Annotated in this window: 20 protein-coding genes; 13 read left to right on the top strand and 7 right to left on the bottom strand. The window is 66.9% G+C overall.

From position 1 onward, the window contains the following. The first annotated feature begins 38 nt into the window (after positions 1–38). The gene (locus tag AC5P88_RS02325) at positions 39–377 is read left to right on the top strand and encodes a hypothetical protein (RefSeq protein ID WP_495224206.1); all 339 of its coding nucleotides are present in this window, start codon (positions 39–41) and stop codon (positions 375–377) included. 58 nt (positions 378–435) lie between these two features. After that, positions 436–1071, top strand: a complete 636-nt coding sequence (locus AC5P88_RS02320) for a glutathione S-transferase family protein (RefSeq protein WP_495224205.1) — start codon at positions 436–438, stop codon at positions 1069–1071. 77 nt (positions 1072–1148) lie between these two features. Here the strand turns inward: AC5P88_RS02320 and arsC are convergent, their stop codons facing one another. The 3 genes from arsC to AC5P88_RS02305 form a co-directional block, all read right to left on the bottom strand. Then, positions 1149–1490 carry an arsenate reductase (glutaredoxin) gene (arsC, locus tag AC5P88_RS02315; protein ID WP_111113755.1) on the bottom strand — a complete coding sequence of 114 codons (342 nt, stop codon included), beginning with the start codon at positions 1488–1490 and terminating at the stop codon, positions 1149–1151. Next, positions 1490–2644, bottom strand: a complete 1155-nt coding sequence (locus AC5P88_RS02310; RefSeq protein ID WP_106550918.1) for a phospholipase A — start codon at positions 2642–2644, stop codon at positions 1490–1492. The genes arsC and AC5P88_RS02310 overlap by 1 nt, the downstream gene beginning before the upstream one ends. Before the next feature lie 119 nt (positions 2645–2763). Continuing rightward, positions 2764–3249: a DUF456 domain-containing protein gene (locus tag AC5P88_RS02305; RefSeq protein ID WP_495224204.1), complete on the bottom strand. Its 486-nt coding sequence runs from the start codon at positions 3247–3249 to the stop codon at positions 2764–2766. Positions 3250–3485: 236 nt separating this feature from the next. Here AC5P88_RS02305 and AC5P88_RS02300 point away from each other — a divergent pair, with 236 nt between their 5' ends. After that, entirely contained in the window at positions 3486–3695 is a 210-nt protein-coding gene (locus AC5P88_RS02300; protein ID WP_005410290.1) for a cold-shock protein, read from the top strand. 73 nt (positions 3696–3768) lie between these two features. Here the strand turns inward: AC5P88_RS02300 and AC5P88_RS02295 are convergent, their stop codons facing one another. After that, positions 3769–4263, bottom strand: a complete 495-nt coding sequence (locus AC5P88_RS02295) for a glycine zipper 2TM domain-containing protein (protein ID WP_005410289.1) — start codon at positions 4261–4263, stop codon at positions 3769–3771. A gap of 136 nt (positions 4264–4399) precedes the next feature. Further along, positions 4400–4834 carry a hypothetical protein gene (locus AC5P88_RS02290; RefSeq protein ID WP_495224202.1) on the bottom strand — a complete coding sequence of 145 codons (435 nt, stop codon included), beginning with the start codon at positions 4832–4834 and terminating at the stop codon, positions 4400–4402. An 80-nt stretch (positions 4835–4914) separates the two neighbouring features. Between AC5P88_RS02290 and AC5P88_RS02285 the strand changes: the two genes are divergently transcribed. Then, positions 4915–5739, top strand: coding sequence for a tRNA threonylcarbamoyladenosine dehydratase (locus tag AC5P88_RS02285; protein WP_049429422.1), 825 nt, complete (start codon positions 4915–4917; stop codon positions 5737–5739). A 98-nt stretch (positions 5740–5837) separates the two neighbouring features. On the opposite strand, the gene AC5P88_RS02280 is transcribed toward AC5P88_RS02285, so the two are convergent. Together AC5P88_RS02280 and AC5P88_RS02275 are read right to left on the bottom strand one after the other, a co-directional pair. Beyond that, positions 5838–6611, bottom strand: a complete 774-nt coding sequence (locus tag AC5P88_RS02280) for a TatD family hydrolase (protein ID WP_106550914.1) — start codon at positions 6609–6611, stop codon at positions 5838–5840. Then, positions 6608–6826: a DUF6116 family protein gene (locus tag AC5P88_RS02275; RefSeq protein WP_005410285.1), complete on the bottom strand. Its 219-nt coding sequence runs from the start codon at positions 6824–6826 to the stop codon at positions 6608–6610. Before AC5P88_RS02275 ends, AC5P88_RS02280 begins: the two co-directional genes overlap by 4 nt. A gap of 163 nt (positions 6827–6989) precedes the next feature. Here AC5P88_RS02275 and AC5P88_RS02270 point away from each other — a divergent pair, with 163 nt between their 5' ends. The 9 genes from AC5P88_RS02270 (at position 6990) to AC5P88_RS02230 (ending at position 19959) form a co-directional block, all read left to right on the top strand. After that, positions 6990–7832, top strand: coding sequence for a glycine zipper 2TM domain-containing protein (locus AC5P88_RS02270; RefSeq protein ID WP_049429434.1), 843 nt, complete (start codon positions 6990–6992; stop codon positions 7830–7832). Positions 7833–7956: 124 nt separating this feature from the next. Beyond that, a complete protein-coding gene (locus AC5P88_RS02265) occupies positions 7957–8499 on the top strand; it encodes a GNAT family N-acetyltransferase (protein WP_106550913.1) in 543 nt (180 codons plus the stop codon). A 105-nt stretch (positions 8500–8604) separates the two neighbouring features. Continuing rightward, positions 8605–9261, top strand: coding sequence for a glutathione S-transferase family protein (locus AC5P88_RS02260; RefSeq protein WP_495224335.1), 657 nt, complete (start codon positions 8605–8607; stop codon positions 9259–9261). A 62-nt stretch (positions 9262–9323) separates the two neighbouring features. Then, complete coding sequence (locus AC5P88_RS02255) at positions 9324–11603, top strand: transketolase C-terminal domain-containing protein (RefSeq protein ID WP_495224201.1); 2280 nt, start codon at positions 9324–9326, stop codon at positions 11601–11603. Positions 11604–11606: 3 nt separating this feature from the next. Further along, positions 11607–13550: an asparagine synthase (glutamine-hydrolyzing) gene (gene asnB / locus AC5P88_RS02250; RefSeq protein ID WP_106550911.1), complete on the top strand. Its 1944-nt coding sequence runs from the start codon at positions 11607–11609 to the stop codon at positions 13548–13550. Positions 13551–13616: 66 nt separating this feature from the next. Continuing rightward, positions 13617–14177 carry an NADPH-dependent FMN reductase gene (locus tag AC5P88_RS02245; protein ID WP_099603905.1) on the top strand — a complete coding sequence of 187 codons (561 nt, stop codon included), beginning with the start codon at positions 13617–13619 and terminating at the stop codon, positions 14175–14177. Positions 14178–14523: 346 nt separating this feature from the next. Beyond that, positions 14524–15954 carry a replicative DNA helicase gene (locus tag AC5P88_RS02240; protein WP_005410278.1) on the top strand — a complete coding sequence of 477 codons (1431 nt, stop codon included), beginning with the start codon at positions 14524–14526 and terminating at the stop codon, positions 15952–15954. Between the two features lie 172 nt (positions 15955–16126). Continuing rightward, on the top strand, positions 16127–18370 hold the full coding sequence (locus tag AC5P88_RS02235) for a TonB-dependent receptor family protein (protein WP_495224200.1): 2244 nt from the start codon (positions 16127–16129) through the stop codon (positions 18368–18370). Next, entirely contained in the window at positions 18370–19959 is a 1590-nt protein-coding gene (locus AC5P88_RS02230) for an alkaline phosphatase D family protein (protein WP_495224198.1), read from the top strand. Before AC5P88_RS02235 ends, AC5P88_RS02230 begins: the two co-directional genes overlap by 1 nt. Positions 19960–20011: the final 52 nt, after the last annotated feature.

The raw sequence follows: 20011 nt of genomic DNA, 5'->3' as shown, positions 1-20011 counted from the left end.
TCTGCTACGGTCAGCGCACGCTCGCACAGGACGTGTCCATGGCCCTGCATCGATTCATCGTGGTAGGCGTGCTGCTGGCCCTGGCCGGCTGCAGCACCCCTGCGTCGTACGAAGGCGCGGATTTCCCCGCATCAGCGCAATGCCGCGTGCAGTGCCAGGCCGGCTATCGCAGCTGCATGGCGCAGAATGACTCCCTCGGCAGCCGCCAGAGCAATTGCGAGCAGCAGGTGGTGCCGGCGCCGGACAAGCGCTGCAAGGACGTGGACAACCCGGACCTGCGCCGTGCCTGCGAACTGAAGGCGCACGACTGCACGATGCGCGCACCGATGATGTCCTGTGGCGAACGCCGGGATTCCTGCATGAGCAGCTGCGGCTGAGCAACAATCGCGCGCGTGGGCGCATAATCGGCGGATCCACCTGCACAGGATCTTCCGCATGAGCACCACGCTGTATGGTTCGGCCAGTACCGCCGCCCTGGTCGTGCACTGGCTGCTGATCGAGCTGGGCATCGAGCATGAACTGGTGCTGCTGGATTTCGATACGCGCGAGCACAAGTCGGCGCAGTACCTGGCGCTCAATCCGGCCGGTGTGGTGCCGACACTGCTGATCGATGGCCTGGTACTGACTGAAGCGGCGGCCATCGCGCTGTACCTGGCCGATCGCCATCCGGACGCCGGCCTGCTGCCCGCGGTAGGTACACCGCAGCGCGCCGATGCCTATCGTTGGATGTTCTGGTGCGCCAATACGCTGCAGCCGGCCTACCGTGCCTGGTTCTATCCGAACGAGGTGGCGGGCGAGGCGAACGTCGAGGCCAGCCGCGAGATGGCACGTCAGCGCCTTGAAGCGGCCTGGCAGCATGTCGCCACGCACCTGCAGTCTCATGGTCCGTACCTGCTGGGCGCCACGCCCTGCGTGGTCGATTACATGCTGGTGATGCTGATGCGCTGGTCGCGCAACATGCCCAAACCCAGCGACACCTGGCCGGTACTGAAGGCGCACGCTGCGTCGATGAAGGCGCGCCCGGCGTTCGCCGAGGTGTACCGCCGCGAAGGCATCACCGACTGGCTGTAAGCCAGCCGGGGAGGAGGGCTAGGACCCCGTTTGGGTAGAGTCGACTCTACCAACAGGCTCCGCTACGTCGCGGCGGGTTACAGGATCTCCAGGACCGTTTCCGGTGGACGGCACAGGCGTGTGCCCTTGGAGGTGCGCACCACGGGACGGTTGATCAGCCGCGGGTGTTCGGCCATCGCCGCCAGCAGCGTGGCCTCGTCCGCATCTTCCAGGCCCAGTTCGGTGAACTGCGCTTCCTTGCTGCGCACCAGCGCCTGCGCGTCCAGCCCGGATTCGGCCAGCACCTGGCGCAGCACCGCGACGTCCGGCGGGCTGTCCAGGTAGTCGACCACCACCGGCTCGAAGCCAGCATCACGTATCAGCTTCAATGCGCCGCGCGAGTTGCTGCAGGCCGGGTTGTGCCAGATCGTCACGTGCATCAGAACCACTCCAGCAGGGACACGCCCACGCCCACGTAGGTGGCCTTGTGGTTGTAGTCGATCAGGCTTTCGCCGTAGCCGTCGAACACCTGTACATGGCCGCGCAGCAGGTTGCTGATCGGGAAGCCGTAATCCAGCTGCAGGGCACCGTGCGAGCGGCTGCCGGTGCGCAGCGAGTGGCGCGCCATCAGCGAGACCTCATGGCCGTTGCGGTTCCAGGTCAGGGTCGCATCACCGCGGCCCATGTAATCCTCGATGTCCGGGTTGTTGTCGTCGCTGCGGGTCTCGGGAATGCGGTACCAGGGGCGCAGCACCAGCGCCCAGTTCTCACGGTCCAGGCCGATGTTGAGCATCACCCGGTTCCAACTGCGCGACAGCGGGTCGGCGCGGCCATTGGACTGGTGGTTCAGCGCGATGCCGGTCATGCGCCCGCGCCAGCCACCGATCGAGTAGCCATTGCGGAACACCATCATCACTTCCGGCTCGTAGTTGGTTTCGCGGAACGGGCGCGAATCCTCACCGTTGTAGGCCTGCCAGCGCGAGCTCTGGGTGTAGCCGGCCCAGATGTCGCCGTTGTCGCCGAACAGGTTCTCGGCGATCTTGGTCTTGAAGCTGATCTGGAACTTCAGTTCGGCACTGTCCAGCACCTGCGGCGTGGTGACCGTGTTGGCCGGGTTCGGCGAGTGCGGCGTGGTGTTGCGGTCGCTGGTCCAGAACGCCGGCAACAGGTACACCGGCTTGTAGGCGCGCAGCTGGAACGGGCCGAGCTTGGAGTCTTCGGCCAGCTCCCAGCGGCTGTCCAGCAGCGAGCCACGGCCGGCATTGGCCAGTGCGCTGTCAGGGGCCGCTGGACGGAACAGGTCACTGACCCGCTCGCGCAGTTTCTCTTCGCCCTGGCTGACGCGTGCGGTCTGGCGTTCTTCGCGACGGGCCTGCGCGGCTGCCTCGGCCGCAGCGTCGGCCTCGGCGGTGGCCTGCGGGGTACGCCCGAACTGGCGGTCATAACAGGCCAGGCGGGCAGCATCGGTGGTAATTGCCGCGCACGCGGCCGGCGAGGCTTCGGCACTGGGCGCGAACTCCTGCGCGGCCAGTGGCGCACTGGCCAATGCCAGCGCCAGCGGCGCGAAGCGGGGAAGCAGCGGAGACAGGGTCATTGCAGCAGGCCCTTCGGTGAATACGGGAATCGCACAGTGTGGCGGCTGCACCGGATCACGGCCAGCCCCCACGGTTTATGCACGGCCACCGCGTGCGCGTGGCGTGAAGGAGAGGCTGGTCACAGGAACCAGGCGAACGCAAACAGCCCCAGCATCGCGATCACCACCGCCAGCTTCAGCGCCAGGCCGAGCAGGATGCCAAGCCATGTGGCCAGGCCCACCTTGGTCGAGCGCCCCAGTTCGCGGGTGTGCCAGTACTCGCCCAGCAGGGCGCCGATCAACGGGCCGGCGAACAGGCCGATCGGCATGAAGAACAGGCCGACGATGCTGCCGACGAAAGTTCCCCACAGTGCCTTGCGGCTGGCACCGACCCGTTGCGCCCCCACCACGGTGGCCAGCACGTCCACCAGCAACGAGAGCAGGGTCAGTACCCCCAGCACAACCAGGGTCGGCCAACCGACGTGGGCGAAGCTGTCCGCCCACGCTGCCAGCAGCAGTCCGATGAACACCAGCGGGATGCCGGGCAGGGCCGGCAGGATGATTCCGGCGATGCCGACAAGGACAAAAATGACCGCTAGCAGATATAAGATGAATGAGAGTCCCATGCTGTCCCGTATGGTGGCCGTTTTGGGGTTGACAGTGAAAGATTTTGCCAGTTGCTTTTTCGTTTTGGGCGGGTTAAGTTGCAGTCGCTGAGCTTGGCAAGGTCACCGTGGATCGTGGCCTGATGAAGCAAGATCTTCCCGATCCGCTGCATCGATGCACCTCGCTTCCCCCTTGCTTGTCAGCCGCCCACCAGGCGTTTCCTACAACAAGAGAGAGTCACCAGGGAGTTAGTGAGATGTCTGATCGCGAGACCGGTACCGTCAAGTGGTTCAACGATGCAAAGGGCTTCGGCTTCATCAGCCGTGAAAACGGCGAAGACGTGTTCGTGCACTTCCGTGCCATCCAGACCCAGGGCTTCAAGAGCCTGAAGGAAGGCCAGAAGGTCACCTTCACCGTCGTGCAGGGCCAGAAGGGCCTGCAGGCCGACGCCGTGCAGCCGACCTGATCGCGCTGCAAGCCGTCACATGAAAAAGGCCCGCGCAAGCGGGCCTTTTTCTTTGCCGTCGGCCCGGTGCAGGTCAGCGCAGGATGACCTTGCCGTTGACTACGCGCACATAGGTGTTTTCGCGGATGCCGCCGAGGTCGCGCTGGTTGACCACGATGGTGCGGCCATCATCCATGCGCACGCTGATGTCGTAGGTATCGCTGGTGACGTTCTTCTGGATCTGGTTGCCCGCCAGCGCACCGCCGACCGCGCCTGCGGCCGCGGCGATGTTCTTGTTGCCACGGCTGCCGCCGGTGTGATCGGAGATCTCATGGCCGGCCACGGCACCGACGATGCCGCCGAGGATGGCGCCGGTCGCGCTGGGCGCGGTGCGGCCCGACGGCACGGTGTTGATGCGGGTGACGATGCCGCAGTCGGCGCAACGGCCCTGGTTGTATCCGCCATTGTTGCCGTAGCCGCCATTGTTGTAGCCGTTGTTGTAACCACCGCCACCGTAGCCGGGCGAGGTGGCACAGCCAGCCAGGGCGAGGGTAGCGATGGCGCTGGCGGCAATGAGCTGGATCTTCATGGGGCGTCTCCTGGCCGTGAAGGCGGGTGCGTTGGGTGGTACTGCGTCATGCAGCAGGGTGGACGAATCCTCTCCTTTCGAACGTGAACAAGGTGCCAACCAGGCGTGCCTTGCCCGGCTACAGGATGAATGCGCGTCAGCGGAAGTCCTGGTGGCAGGCTCGGCAGTCGGCCTGCACGGTTTCCACCACCTTGGCCAAGGCGGTGCAGTCACTGGGCGGCGCCGCCAGTGCGGCGTTGAGGTTGCCGCGCAGCTGGCTGGCGTGCTGCTGGAACCGGCCATTGTCCTTCAGTCCGGGAAAGGCCAGGTCGAGGTCGTTGGACAGAAGACGCAGGGCCTGCAGCCGCGGCACGCTGTCGGCCAGGCTGCAGCGGTTCTGCTGCTGGGCCTGCAGCAGCAGCTGCGATTGCCGCTGCATCACCTGCATCAGGCTGTCCGGGAACGGGTCGCGGCGGGCCTGCAGGGCGCGGCCAACCATGACCGTAGCAACCAGGCCGATCAGCAGGCCCAGGCACAGCACGAACAGGTAGCGATGGGCAGTGGACGGGCGGCGGGGCGGGCTGGCGTTCATGGCGGGCTCTCCGGGCGTGCAACGGTGGGTTCGATGCCGGCGCGCTGTAGGCGCTGGCGCCTGCACGTTAAAATAGCCGGATGAACGAACAGGTCAAACAACGCTTCGCCGGCATCGAACGGCTGTATGGCGTAGGTGCGCTCGAGCGCCTGCAGGGCAGCCGCGTGGCGGTAGTGGGCATGGGCGGGGTCGGCTCGTGGGTGGTGGAAGCGCTGGCGCGTTCGGCGGTCGGCCACCTGACCCTGATCGACGCCGATGACATCTGCGTGTCCAACACCAACCGGCAGCTGCCGGCGATGGAGGGCAACTACGGCCGCAACAAGGCCGAGGCAATGGCAGAGCGCTGCCGCGCGATCAACCCGGACATCGAGGTTGATGCCGTGCAGGCGTTCCTGACCGTGTCCAACATGGCCGAGCTGCTGGACCGTGGATTCGATCTGGTGATCGATGCCTGCGACAGCTTCCGGGTCAAGGTCGAGACGATCGCCTGGTGCCGTCGCCGCAAGCTGCCGCTGCTGACCGTGGGGGCTGCTGGTGGTCGCACCGATCCGACCCTGGTGCGGATCCGCGATGTCTCGCGCACCGAGCATGACGCCATGCTGGCGCTGATCCGCAAGAAGCTGCGCAGCGAGTTCAATTTCCCGAAGAACGCCAAGCGCTATTTTGGCGTGCCGGCGGTGTACTCGCTGGAAAACGTGAAGTATCCGCAGGCCGATGGCAGCGTCTGCGGCATCCGCCCGAACCTGGGTGCGGATGCGGCACTGAAACTGGACTGCGGCGCAGGCCTCGGTGCGGCAACGCACATCACCGGCGCGTTCGCGTTCGCTGCGGTGGGCAAGGCGCTGGAAATGCTGCTGGAGCCGAAGAAGGTGAAGGCCGGGGTGGCTGAGGCCAGCGAGGCCTGATGGATCGTGCCGGCCGAGGTCGGCACCTGCATTGATTCAATCATTCCAGCGTTGGATTGGTAGCGCCGGGCCATGCCCGGCGTCCGGTCCGCTGCCCGTTACAACGCCGGCAAAGCAAACAGTCGGCGCGCGTTCTCCGTCGTGGCATGTGCCACGGCTTCAACGTCCATTCCGCGCAGTGCGGCCACGTGGCGGGCGATGACCGCCAGCCGCGCCGGTTCGTTGCGCTGGCCGCGGATATCGGCATCGGGCTGATCCGGTGCATCGGTTTCCAGCAGCAGCTGTTCCAGCGGCATCCCGCGCACCAGGCGCTGCAGCCGTTGCGCGCGTTCGTAGGTCAGTGGGCCGCCAAGACCAAGCAGGAAGCCTTGCCGATGCAGTTGCGCGGCCTGTTCCGGGCTGCCGGAAAAGCTGTGCACCACGCCACGCAGGCCGCCGATGCGACGGATCGCGGCAATGACCGCATCCACCGCGCGTCGCGCATGCACGATCACCGGCAGCTCGAACTCGCGGGCCAGTTCCAGCTGGCCGATGAAGTACGCCTGTTGTGCCTCTGCGTCCAATCCCTCGACGAAGAAATCCAGCCCGCATTCGCCGATCGCACACGGTCGTTCGCGCTCGATCCACTCGCGCAGCAGCGGCAGATGGTCGGGCCGGTGCTCGGCCAGGAACATCGGATGCAGGCCGTAGGCCGGGTACAGCCCCGGTGCCTGCCGGCAGACCTCGCGCAGCTTCGGCCAGCTGGCGGCGGTGACGGCCGGTACCACCTGCTCGCGCACGCCTGCGGCGCCTGCGCGCTCGATCACCGCCGTGCGGTCAGCATCGAATTCACTGGCATCCAGATGGCAGTGGCTGTCGACCAGCGGGGTCAACGCTGTTCCAGCGGCGGCGGGGCCGGGACTGTATTGCGGCTCTTCCAGTTGGCCAGCAGCAGGGTACCGAAGCCCAGTACCAGTTCGTCGACGAACGGGATCGGGTCGGGGATGAACAGGGTCAGCACGAACAGGCCGGCGGTGAGCTTGAACAGGGTGGGGTAGCGCAGCCGGCGGGCCCATTGCAGTACCGGCAGCAGCATCGGGTTGGCCATGGCGTGGATCCTCCTGGGGAATATGCAAACGCTACCACGGGCCCAGCATTTCCCGATGCTGAATGGGTTACAGGAATGAGCAGGAAATGTGGAGATTCCGTTCAGGCAGTGCATGCTGCAATCTGGCCCGAGAACGTTGCGGATGGTCCGCAAGGAGCAGGTCATGAAAAGCACAACTACAACTGTCCTGGTCGCAGCGGGCGCGCTGCTGGTCGGTGGCATCGCCACCGCCGCCTTCATGAAGAGCGGCGACAAGTCGCCTGATTCCATCAGCGCCGGAACCCCCAACGGTGAATCACGCCTGGTTGACGGCAACGCCGTTGACGATGGCGCACGTGGTGACAAGCTCGACCCGTCTGCGCCGCGCGGGCTGGAATATGCCGACGTGCTGAAGGTCGACCCGATCACCGAGAAGCAGAAGGCCTACGCCACCGTGATCGGCACCGATGCCGTGCGCGAGACCTCCACCACCCAGACCCCGCATGAGGTCTGCCAGGACGTGACCGTGCAGGAGCGCCTGCCGGAGCGTGACGGCAACGTCGGCGGCACCGTGGTCGGCGCGGTGGTCGGTGGCCTGCTCGGCAACCAGGTTGGCGGTGGCAACGGCAAGAAGGCCGCGACCGCGGCCGGTGCCGTGGCCGGTGGCTTCATCGGCAACCAGATCGACAAGCGCCACGTGGGTGGCCGCGTGGTCAACCGTACCGAGCGCCAGTGCCACACCGAGACCGCCACCTCCGAGTCGAGCCGTGTTACCGGCTACAACGTGACCTACCGCAACGAGGACGGCACCACCGGCACCATGCGCATGGCCAGCAAGCCGGGCAACCGCATCGCCATGGGCACCAATGACGTGGTGAAGGGCTACAACGTGACCTACCGCTACGACGGCGCCGAGAAGACCGTGCGCATGGACAACAAGCCGGCCAGCGATCGCCTGCCGGTGGTCGATGGCCAGCTGGTCACGCAGACCGCCGCTGCCGGCGCCACTGCGGCCACGCGCCAGTAATCCAGAACACCCTGCTGTACCCGACGGGCCGGCTCATGCCGGCCCGTTCTTTTGCGAGCGCGGGCGTTCATCCGTGTGGACGCGGAATCCACCATCATGGTGGCCCTTTCGACATGGAGTCGGCATGAGCATCTTCGACCTGCGCATCGAAACAGAGCGCCTGATCCTGCGCCCGCTGCTGCGCGAGGACTACGAACCTTACCTGGCGTTCTGCGCCGACGAGGAAACGATGCGCACCCTGGGTGGCGTGCAACCGGCGTCGGTGGCATGGCGCGGTTTCTGCAGCCTGGCCGGCGCCTGGCAGCTGTTCGGTTTCTCGATGTTCAGCGTGATCGAAAAATCCAGCGGGGAATGGATCGGGCGGATGGGCCCCTGGCAACCGCAGGACTGGCCGGGTACCGAGGTCGGCTGGGGCATCCGCCACGCCAGCTGGGGCCGGGGCTATGCGCCGGAAGCGGCCGTCGCGGCGATCGACTGGGCCTTCGACACGCTGGGTTGGGACGAGGTGATCCATACCATCGCCGAGAACAACGACAACTCGCGGGCGGTCGCGCGCAAGCTGGGCAGCACGTTGCTGCGGATGGGCGAACTGCCGCCGCCGTACAACGACAAGCCCATGCAGATCTGGGGCCAGTCGCGCGAGCAGTGGCGGCAACGCGCGCGCTGAGCGCTGCCCGGTAGTGCCGGCATGCTGCACCCGCGCTTGGCATTCACCGGCGCACTTGCCAGACTGCACGCAGCCGGCCGCCGGCCGGATCCGATGGAGCAGGCAATGGTGGAAGAGCGCGTTCCGTTGACCGTGCATGGCATGTCGGTCTCGGGCAATTGCCACAAGGTGCGCCTGCTGCTGGAGCAGCTCGGCAGCCGCTATCGCTGGGTGGAAGTGGACAGTGCCCACGGCCAGACCCACACCCCTGAATTCCTGGCATTGAATCCGAACGCGAAGGTCCCGCTGATCGTCCGCGACGATGGTCGCGTGCTGACAGAATCCAACGCGATCCTGTTCTGGCTGGCCGAAGGCACGCCGTACCTGCCCAGCGATGGCTGGGAGCGCGCACAGGCATTGAGCTGGATGTTCTTCGAGCAGTACACGCATGAGCCCTGCGTGGCAGTGGCACGCTTCATCCGTGGCTGGACCGAGGTTGACTCGCCACGCCGCGCCGAACTGCCACGCCTGCAGCAGCGCGCGGCCGATGCGCTGGCAGTGATGGAGCAGCACCTGCGCCAGGCGCAATGGTTCACCGGCAGCGAGTACGGCATCGCCGATATCGCCCTGTTTGCCTATACCGATGTGGCGGGCGAGGGCGGCATCAGCCTGGAACCGTTCCCGGAAGTGCGCGCGTGGCTGCAGCGCGTGCGTGCGCAGCCGCGCTTCCTGCCGATGCCAGCGGTGACCGCCGAGGTGCAGGCGCGTTTCGAGGCCGCGTAACGCCCGGAGGGTAGCGCCGGGCCACGCCCGGCGGAATGCAACAACGACACGGAGGGTGTTCGATGTTCGCAGTGGTTCCCGATCCGATTCCCGCACGCATGCGCGTGCTCAACCGCGCCGATGTGTGCGACGTCAATTTCCTCGAGGCGGTGCGCGGTTGGCGTGGTACGCCGCGCCCGCGACCGGCGGCGGATGCACCGATCCTGCCGGGCAGTACGCTCAGCGCCACCGCGTTCGATGAACTGTTCGATTCGCAGCTGGCCAGCCGCCAGCTGGACCTGATGGCACGCGTACTGCGCGTGCAGAACAAGGTCTTCTACACCATCGGTTCTTCCGGTCATGAAGGCAACGCGCTGCTGGCGCGGGCCTGCAGGCACACCGATCCGGCGTTCCTGCACTATCGTTCCGGCGCCTTCATGGCCGAGCGTTCGCGGCAGGTGCCGGGCATCGACCCGCTGCGCGATGCCGCGCTCTCGTTCGCTGCCAGTGCCGAGGATCCGGCCAGCGGTGGCCGCCACAAGGTGTGGGGCAGCAAGCCGTTGTGGGTGCTGCCACAGACCTCGACGATCGCCTCGCACCTGCCCAAGGCGCTGGGCACCGCGCTGGCCATCGAGAGTGGCAAGCGCTTGGGGCAGGCACTGCCGGTTCCGCCCGACAGCATCGTGCTGTGCTCGTTCGGCGATGCTTCGGCCAACCACGCCACCGCGCAGACCGCCTTCAATACCGCGATGTGGTCGGCCTACCAGAAACTGCCGGCGCCGATCCTGTTCGTCTGCGAGGACAACGGCCTGGGTATTTCAGTGAAGACCCCGGAGGGCTGGATCGCCGAGCGCTTCAGCCGCCAGCCGGGGCTGGACTACTTCTTTGCCGATGGCCTGGATCTGGCCATCGGCCACGCGCAGGTACAGGCCGCGGTGGAGCACTGCCGGCGCACCCGGCGGCCGACCTTCCTGCATCTGCGCACCACGCGCCTGATGGGCCATGCCGGTACCGACTTTGAAGTGGAATGGCGTGCGCTGCCCGAGCTGTGTGCGGCCGAGGCCCAGGACCCGCTGCTGCGTTCGGCGCAGATCGCACTTGAATCAGGCTGGATGGATGCGGCCGCCATCGAAGTGGCCTACGAGACGATGCGCGCGCGCTGCATGGCCGCCGCCGCCGATGCCGAAGGCAGTGCGAAGCTGCAGTCGCTGCGGGAGGTGATGGCGCCGCTGGCACCGTACACGCCCGCAGCGGTGCAGGCCGAAGCGCAGCGCGAGGTCGCTGCCGAAGCGCGCGAGGCACTCTATGGCGGTGCCGAGGCATTGCCTGAACGACAGGCGCCGCGGCATCTCGCGATCCAGATCAACCATGGCCTGCAGGAACTGCTGGCCAAGTATCCGCAGAGCCTGTTGTTCGGCGAGGACGTGGCGCAGAAGGGCGGTGTCTACACCGTCACCAAGGATCTGCTGCGCCGCTTCGGGCCGCGCCGGGTGTTCAACACCCTGCTGGACGAGACCATGATCCTGGGCATGGCACAGGGCCTGGCCAACATGGGCATGCTGCCGATTCCGGAAATCCAGTACCTGGCCTACCTGCACAACGCCATCGACCAGCTGCGTGGCGAGGCCTGTTCGCTGCAGTTCTTCTCCAACGACCAGTACCGCAACCCGATGCTGGTGCGGGTGGCCGGGCTGGGCTACCAGAAGGGTTTCGGTGGCCATTTCCACAACGACAACTCGATCACCGCGCTGCGCGACATCCCCGGGCTGGTGGTCGGCTGCCCATCGCGCGGCGACGATGCCGTGATGATGCTGCGCACGTTGGCGGCGCTGGCGCGGGTGGATGGGCGGGTGGCCGTGTTCCTGGAGCCGATCGCGCTGTACATGAGCAAGGACCTGCACGCACCCGGCGATGGCCAATGGCTGTTCGACTACCCGGCCCAGGGCCAGGCGTTGGTGCCGGGCGAAGGCCGTGTCTACGGGCCGGAGGCTGGCGACCTGGTGATCTACACCTACGGCAACGGCGTGCCGATGGCGCTGCGCGCGGCGCCGGCCATCGAGCAGCAGCTGGGCTGGCAGGTGCGGGTGGTGGACCTGCGCTGGCTGGTGCCACTGGATGCCGGCTTCATCGCCGCCCAGGCCGCCAGTGCGCGGCGTGTGCTGGTACTGGACGAAGGACGCCACAGCGGCGGAGTAGGCGAGGGGGTGGTCACCGCACTGGTCGAGGCCGGTTTCGGCCACCTGCCGCTGCGCCGGGTCTGCGGTGCCGATACCTATACCCCGCTGGCGGGGGCAGCAATGTTCGGGCTTCCAAGCGACAATGCAGTGATTGGCGCCGCCCTTGAACTGGCGCAGGAACCCTGATGCATGTGTGGATTGGCGGGAATGTTGTTGCCGGCGCCGGTGGCGTCGGCCGAGGTGCTGCAGGCGCAGGTTCTGGCCATGGGCGAGGCACTGCACCACCGCGGGCCGGATGATGGCGGCAGCTGGGTCGACGCCACGGCCGGCATCGCGCTGGCGCATCGCCGCCTGAGCATCCTCGACCTGTCGCCGCTGGGGCACCAGCCGATGGCCTCGGCCGATGGCCGTTACGTGATGGCCTACAACGGCGAGGTCTACAACTTCGCTGCCCTGCGTGCCGAACTGGAGCCGCTGGGGCACACCTTCCGTGGCCATTCGGATACCGAGGTGCTGCTGGCAGCGATCCTGCAGTGGGGTATCGAGGACACCCTGCAGCGCTGCAACGGCATGTTCGCCATCGCCCTGTGGGACCGCCAGCAGCAGTGCCTGTGGCTGGCCCGCGACCGCGTCGGCAAGAAGCCGCTGTACTACGGCTGGGCCGGTGACACGCTGGTGTTCGGCTCTGAACTGAAGGCGCTGTGGCAGCACCCGGCGTTCGACAACGACATCGACCGGGATGCGCTGACCCTGCTGCTGCGGCTGGACTACATTCCCGCACCGCACAGCATCCACCAGCGCTGCTACAAGCTGATGCCCGGGCGCGTGCTGCGGCTGGACGCCGAAGCCGTAGCGGCGGGTGCGGCCGCGCACCGCCCGGAGCAGGCACAGCGCCCCTACTGGGATGCGCGTGCGCGCATGCAGGCCGCGCTGGCGGCCCCGTTCCAGGGTCGCATCGAGGAGGCCGAGGAACAGCTGGACACGCTGCTGCGCGATGCGGTCGCGCTGCGCATGGTGGCCGACGTGCCGGTGGGCGTGTTCCTGTCCGGCGGTACCGATTCGTCGCTGGTGGCGGCGCTGATGCAGGCGCAGAGCGGGCAGCCGGTGCACAGCTTCAGCATCGGCTTCACCGATTCGGGCCACGACGAGGCACCGCTGGCCAGGGAACTGGCCACGCATCTGGGTTGCGACCACACCGAGCTCTACGTCAGCGGCGCGGATGCACTGGCAGTCGTGCCGCAGCTGCCGGCAATGTTCGACGAACCTTTCGCCGACGCTTCGCAGGTGCCGACCGCGCTGGTCGCACGCCTGGCGCGTCAGGGCGTGACTGTGGCGTTGTCTGGTGACGGCGGTGATGAGCTGTTCTTCGGCTACACCCGCTACGTGCGCGCGCTGCGCAACTGGCAGATGCTGGGCCGCGTGCCGGGCCCGCTCCGGCGCTGGATGGGCGCGCGCGCGCAGCAGCAGGGCGAGGCCTCGCGGACCGGCGGACTGGCCGCGCTGCTGGCCGAGTCCGGCGCGCGTGGCATCGGCGACGTGTACCGCAACCGCATCTCGCGCTGGCGCGATCCGGCGGCGGCAGTGCCGGGCGCGCAGGCTGCCGGCAGCTTCTACGACCTGGCCGATCCGTTGCACGGCGCCGGCACACCGGCCGACGCGATGATGCTGGCCGATTACGTGACCTACCTGCCGGATGACCTGCTGTGCAAGGTCGACCGCACCTCGATGGCAGTCAGCCTGGAGGCACGCGCGCCGCTGCTGGACTGGCGCGTGGCCGAGTTCGCCTGGTCGCTGCCGCTGGGCTTCAAGCGCAGCGAAACCACCAGCAAGGTGCTGCTCAAGCGGGTTCTTGGCCGCTACGTGCCGCAGTCGATGGTGCACCGGCCCAAGCGCGGGTTCGGTGCGCCGGTCAGCGATTGGCTGAAGGGCGACCTGCGGCCGTGGGCCGAAGACCTGCTGCAGCCGGCACGCCTGGAGCGCGAGGGAGTGCTGTCGGCGTCGGCGGTGCAGCCGCTGTGGCAGCAGTTCCTGGGGGGCCAGCGCAAGTGGCATACCCACCTGTGGAACGTGCTGATGTTCCAGGCCTGGCAGGCGCATTGGCGGCAGGTGCGGGCCGGCGTGACCGGCGGCTGATCTTCACCGGACGGCACGGGCCCGGCGTCTAGGCTGGGCCTCCCGCACCGTGAGGAGTATGTCCCGATGTCCGTCCCCACCATCGCCGTGTTCGTCGGCAGCCTGCGCAAGGATTCCTGCAACCGCAAGCTGGCCCATGCGCTGGAGAAGATCGCTGGCGACCGCGCGCGCTTCCAGTACGTGCAGATCGGCGATCTCCCGTTGTACGACCAGGATTTCGATGGCCAGTACCCGCCGCAGGGCACCCGGCTGAAGGATCAGGTGCGTGCCGCCGACGCGGTTCTGTTCGTGACCCCCGAATACAACCGGTCGGTACCGGGCGTGCTGAAGAACGCCATCGACATCGGTTCGCGCCCCTACGGTGACAGTGCGTTTGCCGGCAAGCCGGCGGCGGTGATCGGCGCCTCCATCGGCCAGATCGGTACCGCCGTGGCCCAGCAGCACCTGCGCATCAGCCTGGCCTTCCTGGACATGCATGTGCTCGGCCAGCCCGAAGCGTTCATCCACTTCAAGGACGGCCTGATCGATGCTGACGGCACGATCCACAACGAGGGCACGCAGAAATTCCTGCAGGGCTACGTGGACCGGTTCCTGGCGCTGATTGCGGTGCACGTCAAGGGCGATTGAGGCCGATGGGGTCAGAGCCCTCTGCTTTGCAGAGGGATCCGACCCCAACCACGCCCGGGGCGGATCCCGGCGCGCAGCGACGGGCCCTGCCCCGACGTCCCGCTGAGCGGGCCAGAGCGCGTACGCTGCACGGAATCCGACCCGGGCCGCCTGATCTGCGATAATGCTCCACTCGGGCGTCGCAACGGCGCCCGTCGCAGGCAATGCGACGCCCCCGCGCCAGAGTGGCCAGGCACTGGCGGATATCCCCCGTTTCTCCACGGCTTATCCACAGGCTTGTCCATGGCTGCCGGGGTCGGCGCATGCCTACACTCGTCCGGCCCACTTTTGCAGGAAACACCGCAGCATGTCCGCTCGTTCCGGCTTCCGTTCCAACCGCAGAGAGCGCGGTGATGGCTTCGATCGCGATCGCGACGAATCGCGTATCGACCAGCTGCGCGTGCCGCCGCATTCGGTGGAAGCCGAGCAGGCGGTGCTGGGTGGCCTGATGCTGGCGCCGGAGGCCTATGACCGGGTCAACGATCAGCTGACCGAGGGCGATTTCTACCGCCGCGACCACCAGATGATCTACCGCGCGATCCGCGAGCTGTCCGAGCGTGAGCGGCCGTTCGACGCGGTGACCCTGGGCGAGTGGTTCGAATCGCAGGGAAAGCTGGAGCTGGTGGGCGATGGCGCCTACCTGATCGAGCTGGCGAGCACTACGCCATCGGCGGCCAACATCGTGGCCTATGCCGAGATCGTGCGTGACAAGGCGGTGCTGCGGCAGCTGATCCAGGTCGGCACCGACATCGTCAACGATGGCTTCCAGCCCGAAGGCCGTGACAGCAGCGAGCTTCTGGCATCGGCGGAAAAGAGCGTGTTCGCCATCGCCGAGCAGGGGGCACGCGGACGTACCGACTTCGTGGCCATGCCTGGCGCGCTGAAGGATGCCTTCGAGGAGCTGCGCAACCGCTTCGAGAACGGCGGCAACATCACCGGCCTGCCGACCGGCTACAACGACTTCGATGCGATGACCGCCGGCCTGCAGCCGACCGACCTGATCATCCTCGCCGCGCGCCCGGCCATGGGCAAGACCACGTTCGCACTGAACATCGCCGAGTACGCGGCGATCAAGTCGAAGAAGGGCGTGGCGGTGTTCTCGATGGAAATGTCGGCCTCGCAGCTGGCGATGCGCCTGATCTCCTCCAACGGCCGCATCAACGCGCAGCGCCTGCGTACCGGCCAGCTGGAAGACGAGGACTGGAGCCGCGTCACCAGCGCGATCAAGATGCTGAAGGAAACCAAGATCTTCATCGACGATACGCCGGGCGTGTCGCCGGAAGTGCTGCGTTCCAAGTGCCGCCGCCTCAAGCGCGAGCACGACCTGGGCCTGGTGGTGATCGACTACCTGCAGCTGATGAGCGTGCCGGGCAACAGCGAGAACCGCGCGACCGAAATCTCGGAAATCTCGCGTTCGCTGAAGGGCCTGGCCAAGGAACTGCACGTGCCGGTGATCGCGCTGTCGCAGCTCAACCGCTCGCTGGAAACACGTACCGACAAGCGCCCGGTGATGGCCGACCTTCGCGAATCGGGCGCAATCGAGCAGGATGCGGACATGATCGTCTTCATCTACCGCGACGATTACTACAACAAGGAAAATTCGCCGGACAAGGGCCTTGCCGAGATCATCATCGGCAAGCACCGTGGTGGCCCGACCGGTTCGTGCAAGCTGAAGTTCTTCGGCGAATACACCCGCTTCGACAACCTGGCCCACGACTCGGTCGGTTCGTTCGAGTAACGACCGTGCCGGCCGCCGGCCGGCACCACCACCCGGCCGGCAAACCATTCGAAACGCCCATCTTCCGTATGTGGCGTGTAAATGACATGTAACGCGACGCTTCTACGATTCCGCCGCTGCTGCCCTTCGACGCCGCCCTTCGGCGTCCAGCGTGCCCAAGGAATCCGCCCCCATGCCGTCCCACGCTCCGCTCCGCCGCAATCTGCTGGCCTTGCTGGTCTGTGCTTCGCTGCCGTCGCTTGCCGCCGCTGAAACCGCCCCCGCCACCGACGCACCGTCGCCCACCACGCTTGATTCGATCTCGGTGATCGGCCGCGGCGAAGCGCGCCAGGTCCAGCGCGTGACCGCCGAGGACATGAAGGTGCTGCCGCCCGGTGCCAACCCGCTGAAGCTGCTGGCGACCAAGCCGGGCGTGCATTTCGAATCGGCCGATGCCACCGGCGCCTACGAGTGGTCCACCACCATCAGCCTGCGTGGCTTCAACCAGAACCGCCTGGGCTACACGCTCGATGGCATTCCGCTGGGCAACATGGCCTACGGCAACAGCAATGGCCTGCACATCAGCCGCGCGGTGATCAGCGAAAATCTCGGCGGTGCCGAAGTCTCCACCGGCATCGGTGCGCTGGGTACGCCGTCCACCAGCAACCTCGGCGGTGTGTTCCAGTTCTATTCGATCGATCCGTCCACCGAGTATGGCGTGGTGCTGGCACAGAGCTTCGGCAGCGACAGTGCGCGCCGCAGCTATGCGCGGCTGGAGACCGGTGAACACCAGGGTTTCGCCGCCTACCTGTCCGGCGTGTATTCCGAAGGCGACAAATGGAAGGGCAAGGGCTCGCAGGAACTGAAGCAGTTCAACGGCAAGGCCACCTACAACTTCGGCGCGGACAGCAGGATCACCGCACTGTTCAATGCATCGCGCCGCGTCGAGGCCGACTACCAGGACCTGTCGCTGGAGATGATCGATCGCCTCGGCTGGGACTGGGACAACTACGCCCCGGACTGGGATCGCGCGGTGGCTGCCGCACGCGGCAAGTTCAGCGGCGGCGTCAACAGCCCGTGGGACGCGTATTACTCCGGTCACGGCCTGCGCAATGACGACCTGTCCAGCATTGCCGGCGATTTCGGCCTGAACGAGTCGATGCGCCTGAAGGTGAACGTCTACAACCACAGCAACCGTGGCCAGGGCCACTGGTTCAGCCCGTCCAATCCGTCCAACCCGGGCACCAGCCGCGAGATCCCGATCTCGATCCGCACCACCGAGTATGCGATCGACCGCACGGGCGTGACCTCGGCGTTCACCTGGAACGTCGGTGGCCACGAACTGGAAGCAGGCCTGTGGTACGAAGACAACGGCCACAGCGTGCAGCGCAACTTCTATTACATCGACGGCCCGATCACCGACGATTTCTTCCTGCGCAATCCGGACCAGCGCGTGTGGCACCAGCGCTACACCACCATCACCCGCCAGTTCTACGTGCAGGACCGCTTCCGCCTGTTCGATGACCGCCTGACCATCGACATCGGTGCAAAGTCGCCGAACACCCGCACCAGCGTGCGCACGCCGCTGGGCAGCTACGCCAACAACAGCAGCCTGACCTCGAAGAAGGGGTTCCTGCCGCAGGCCGGCTTCAACTTCAAGCTCAACGAAGGCAACGAGATCTTCGGTTCGTTCGCCAAGAACATCGCCGCCTATGCACTGGGCGTGGGCAGCCCGTTCAACGTACCGCAGGCCGCATTCGATGCCAGCGCAAAGAACCTGAAGCCGGAACAGTCGCGCACCATCGAGCTGGGCTGGCGCGGCTACGGCCAGGGCTATGAAGCCTCGGTGGCGGTGTACGACGTGAAGTTCGACAACCGCCTGCTGGCCATCGCGCAGTGCGTGGGCATCCTCGGTTGCCCGGCGCTGTTCTCCAACGTCGGTTCGGTGACCAGCCGCGGTGCCGAGGCGACCCTGCAGCTGAAGCCGATGCAGGACCTGACCTGGTCCAACGCGCTGTCGTGGAATGACAGCACCTACGACAACGACTACGTGAACAACGGCGTGGTGCCGACCCGCGGCAAGAAGACCGTCGACACCCCGGAATGGATGTTCGCCAGCACTCTGGCCTGGACGCCGGGCCCGTGGGACCTGCGCCTGGCCGCCAACCATGTCGGCAAGCGTTACGTGACCTATACCAACGATGTGTCGGTGCCCAGCTACTGGCTGGTCAACGCTTCGGTGGCCTATGACTTCGGCAAGCTCGGCCCGGCACAGAACCTGACCGTGGCGCTGAACCTGACCAACCTGACCGACAAGCGTTACCTGTCCTCGATCAACACCAACGGCACCTACGCCGCCGACCCGACCCGCAGCCTGGCGACCATGCAGGTCGGTGCGCCGCGGCAGGTGATGGCCACCGCCACCGTGCACTTCTGATGCGCGGGCCTGTTGATCCGGAAAGCCGTCGTCGCCTGTTGCGCATGGCGTGGCAGGGCACGGGGGCAGCGATCGCACTGGCGGCGATGCCGGGGCTGGCTACGGCCGGCCCACGCCCGCGGTTGGGACGTGATCCGTTCACCCTGGGCGTCGCTGCCGGCGATCCGGATCCGCAGGGGGCGGTGCTGTGGACGCGGCTGGCGCCGGACCCGCTCAACGGCGGCGGCATGCCGTCGCGGGCGGTGCCGGTGCGCTGGTTCGTGGCCGAAGACCCGGGCATGCGCCGGCTGGTACAGCGTGGCGTCGCCGCGGCGGTGCCCGAGCTGGCGCACTCGGTACATGTGGAGGTCAACGGCCTGCGCCCGGGCCGTGACTACTACTACCGCTTCGCCTGCGATGGCGATGAGGAAAGCGCGGTCGGTCATTTCCGCACCGCACCGCTGCTGGACACGCAGCTGCAGCAGCTGGGGCTGGCGCTGTGCACCTGCCAGGCCTGGAACAGCGGCTACTACCCGGTGCTGCGTGACATCGCGCAGAGTGATGTCGACCTGGTGCTGCATGCCGGTGACTACCTCTACGAATACAGCCCGCTGCAGAACGCGCGCGGACGCACGCTGGATGCCGGGCGCTTCAGCGGCGAGACCGTCAGCCTGGAGCGCTATCGCGACCAGTATGCGCTGTACAAGCTCGATCCCGATCTGCAGGCCGCGCACGCCGCACACGCGTTCGCGGTGATCTGGGACGACCACGAAGTGCAGAACGATTACTCCGGCATCCATCCGGAGAAGCCTGGCGTCTCGACGGAGGACTTCATCGTTCGCCGCGCGGCGGCGTACCGCGCGTTCTACGAGCACCTGCCGATGCGCAGCACGCCCGCCGGCAACGGTGGCCTGCGCGTGCATCGGCGCCTGCGTTACGGCGATCTGGCACAACTGACCCTGCTCGACTGCCGCCAGTTCCGCCCGGCCAATCCCTGTGGGGTGGGCGAGTCGCCGCGCTGCGAGGCGGCCCTGGACCCGCGCATGAGCATGCTGGGCGCGGGCCAGGAAGCGTGGTTCGCACAGTCGATGGCGGCCGCACGCGGCACGCGCTGGAACGTGGTGGTGCAGCAGCTGCTGATGGCGCAGCTGCGGCTGGACGGCGGTACGCCGCGCGAACGCTTCTGGAACGATGCCTGGGATGGTTATCCCGCTGCACGCACCCGGCTGCTGCAGGCGATGCAGGCGGGGGGGCAGGGTAATGCCATCGTGCTGGGCGGGGACTGGCATTCCACCTTCGTCAACGACCTGAAGCTGGACTTCGATGCCGCCAGTGCGCCGGTCGTCGCCACCGAATTCATCGCTCCGGCGATCAGCAGCGGCGGCGACGACACACCGTATGGACCGTATTACGGGCCATCGATACCGCAGAACCCGCACATCCGTTACTTCGATGGCGACCGCCGCGGCTGGTGGAAGCTGCAGCTGAACCGGCAGACCGTGGACGCCGAGCTGCGCTTCGCCGACAGCGTGCTGCGCGCGGATGCGCCGGTGCGTACCGCGGCCCGCTTCCAGGTCACCCACGGCCGCCCGGGGGCCGTGCCGGTGTAATGGCGGCTGCGGACCTCCTCGGTGGGTACGGACCTCTTCGGTGGGTGCGGAC

The organism is Stenotrophomonas sp. YJH_SMC_8 (assembly GCF_059371315.1).
The sequence above is the reverse complement of the archived record's forward strand: the minus strand, read 5'-3'. Positions and strand labels throughout refer to the sequence as shown.

Excerpts from the sequence above, each read along its gene's own strand:
- AC5P88_RS02230 (WP_495224198.1), top strand. The coding sequence starts at position 18,370 with ATGCGCGGGCCTGTTGATCCGGAAAGCCGTCGTCGCCTGTTGCGCATG.
- AC5P88_RS02320 (WP_495224205.1), top strand. The coding sequence starts at position 436 with ATGAGCACCACGCTGTATGGTTCGGCCAGTACCGCCGCCCTGGTCGTG.
- AC5P88_RS02265 (WP_106550913.1), top strand. The coding sequence starts at position 7,957 with ATGAGCATCTTCGACCTGCGCATCGAAACAGAGCGCCTGATCCTGCGC.
- asnB (WP_106550911.1), top strand. The coding sequence starts at position 11,607 with ATGTGTGGATTGGCGGGAATGTTGTTGCCGGCGCCGGTGGCGTCGGCC.
- AC5P88_RS02235 (WP_495224200.1), top strand. The coding sequence starts at position 16,127 with ATGCCGTCCCACGCTCCGCTCCGCCGCAATCTGCTGGCCTTGCTGGTC.
- AC5P88_RS02240 (WP_005410278.1), top strand. The coding sequence starts at position 14,524 with ATGTCCGCTCGTTCCGGCTTCCGTTCCAACCGCAGAGAGCGCGGTGAT.
- AC5P88_RS02245 (WP_099603905.1), top strand. The coding sequence starts at position 13,617 with ATGTCCGTCCCCACCATCGCCGTGTTCGTCGGCAGCCTGCGCAAGGAT.
- AC5P88_RS02275 (WP_005410285.1), bottom strand. The coding sequence starts at position 6,826 with ATGGCCAACCCGATGCTGCTGCCGGTACTGCAATGGGCCCGCCGGCTG.
- AC5P88_RS02285 (WP_049429422.1), top strand. The coding sequence starts at position 4,915 with ATGAACGAACAGGTCAAACAACGCTTCGCCGGCATCGAACGGCTGTAT.
- AC5P88_RS02305 (WP_495224204.1), bottom strand. The coding sequence starts at position 3,249 with ATGGGACTCTCATTCATCTTATATCTGCTAGCGGTCATTTTTGTCCTT.
- AC5P88_RS02290 (WP_495224202.1), bottom strand. The coding sequence starts at position 4,834 with ATGAACGCCAGCCCGCCCCGCCGCCCGTCCACTGCCCATCGCTACCTG.
- arsC (WP_111113755.1), bottom strand. The coding sequence starts at position 1,490 with ATGCACGTGACGATCTGGCACAACCCGGCCTGCAGCAACTCGCGCGGC.
- AC5P88_RS02260 (WP_495224335.1), top strand. The coding sequence starts at position 8,605 with ATGGTGGAAGAGCGCGTTCCGTTGACCGTGCATGGCATGTCGGTCTCG.
- AC5P88_RS02310 (WP_106550918.1), bottom strand. The coding sequence starts at position 2,644 with ATGACCCTGTCTCCGCTGCTTCCCCGCTTCGCGCCGCTGGCGCTGGCA.
- AC5P88_RS02300 (WP_005410290.1), top strand. The coding sequence starts at position 3,486 with ATGTCTGATCGCGAGACCGGTACCGTCAAGTGGTTCAACGATGCAAAG.
- AC5P88_RS02325 (WP_495224206.1), top strand. The coding sequence starts at position 39 with ATGGCCCTGCATCGATTCATCGTGGTAGGCGTGCTGCTGGCCCTGGCC.
- AC5P88_RS02255 (WP_495224201.1), top strand. The coding sequence starts at position 9,324 with ATGTTCGCAGTGGTTCCCGATCCGATTCCCGCACGCATGCGCGTGCTC.
- AC5P88_RS02295 (WP_005410289.1), bottom strand. The coding sequence starts at position 4,263 with ATGAAGATCCAGCTCATTGCCGCCAGCGCCATCGCTACCCTCGCCCTG.
- AC5P88_RS02270 (WP_049429434.1), top strand. The coding sequence starts at position 6,990 with ATGAAAAGCACAACTACAACTGTCCTGGTCGCAGCGGGCGCGCTGCTG.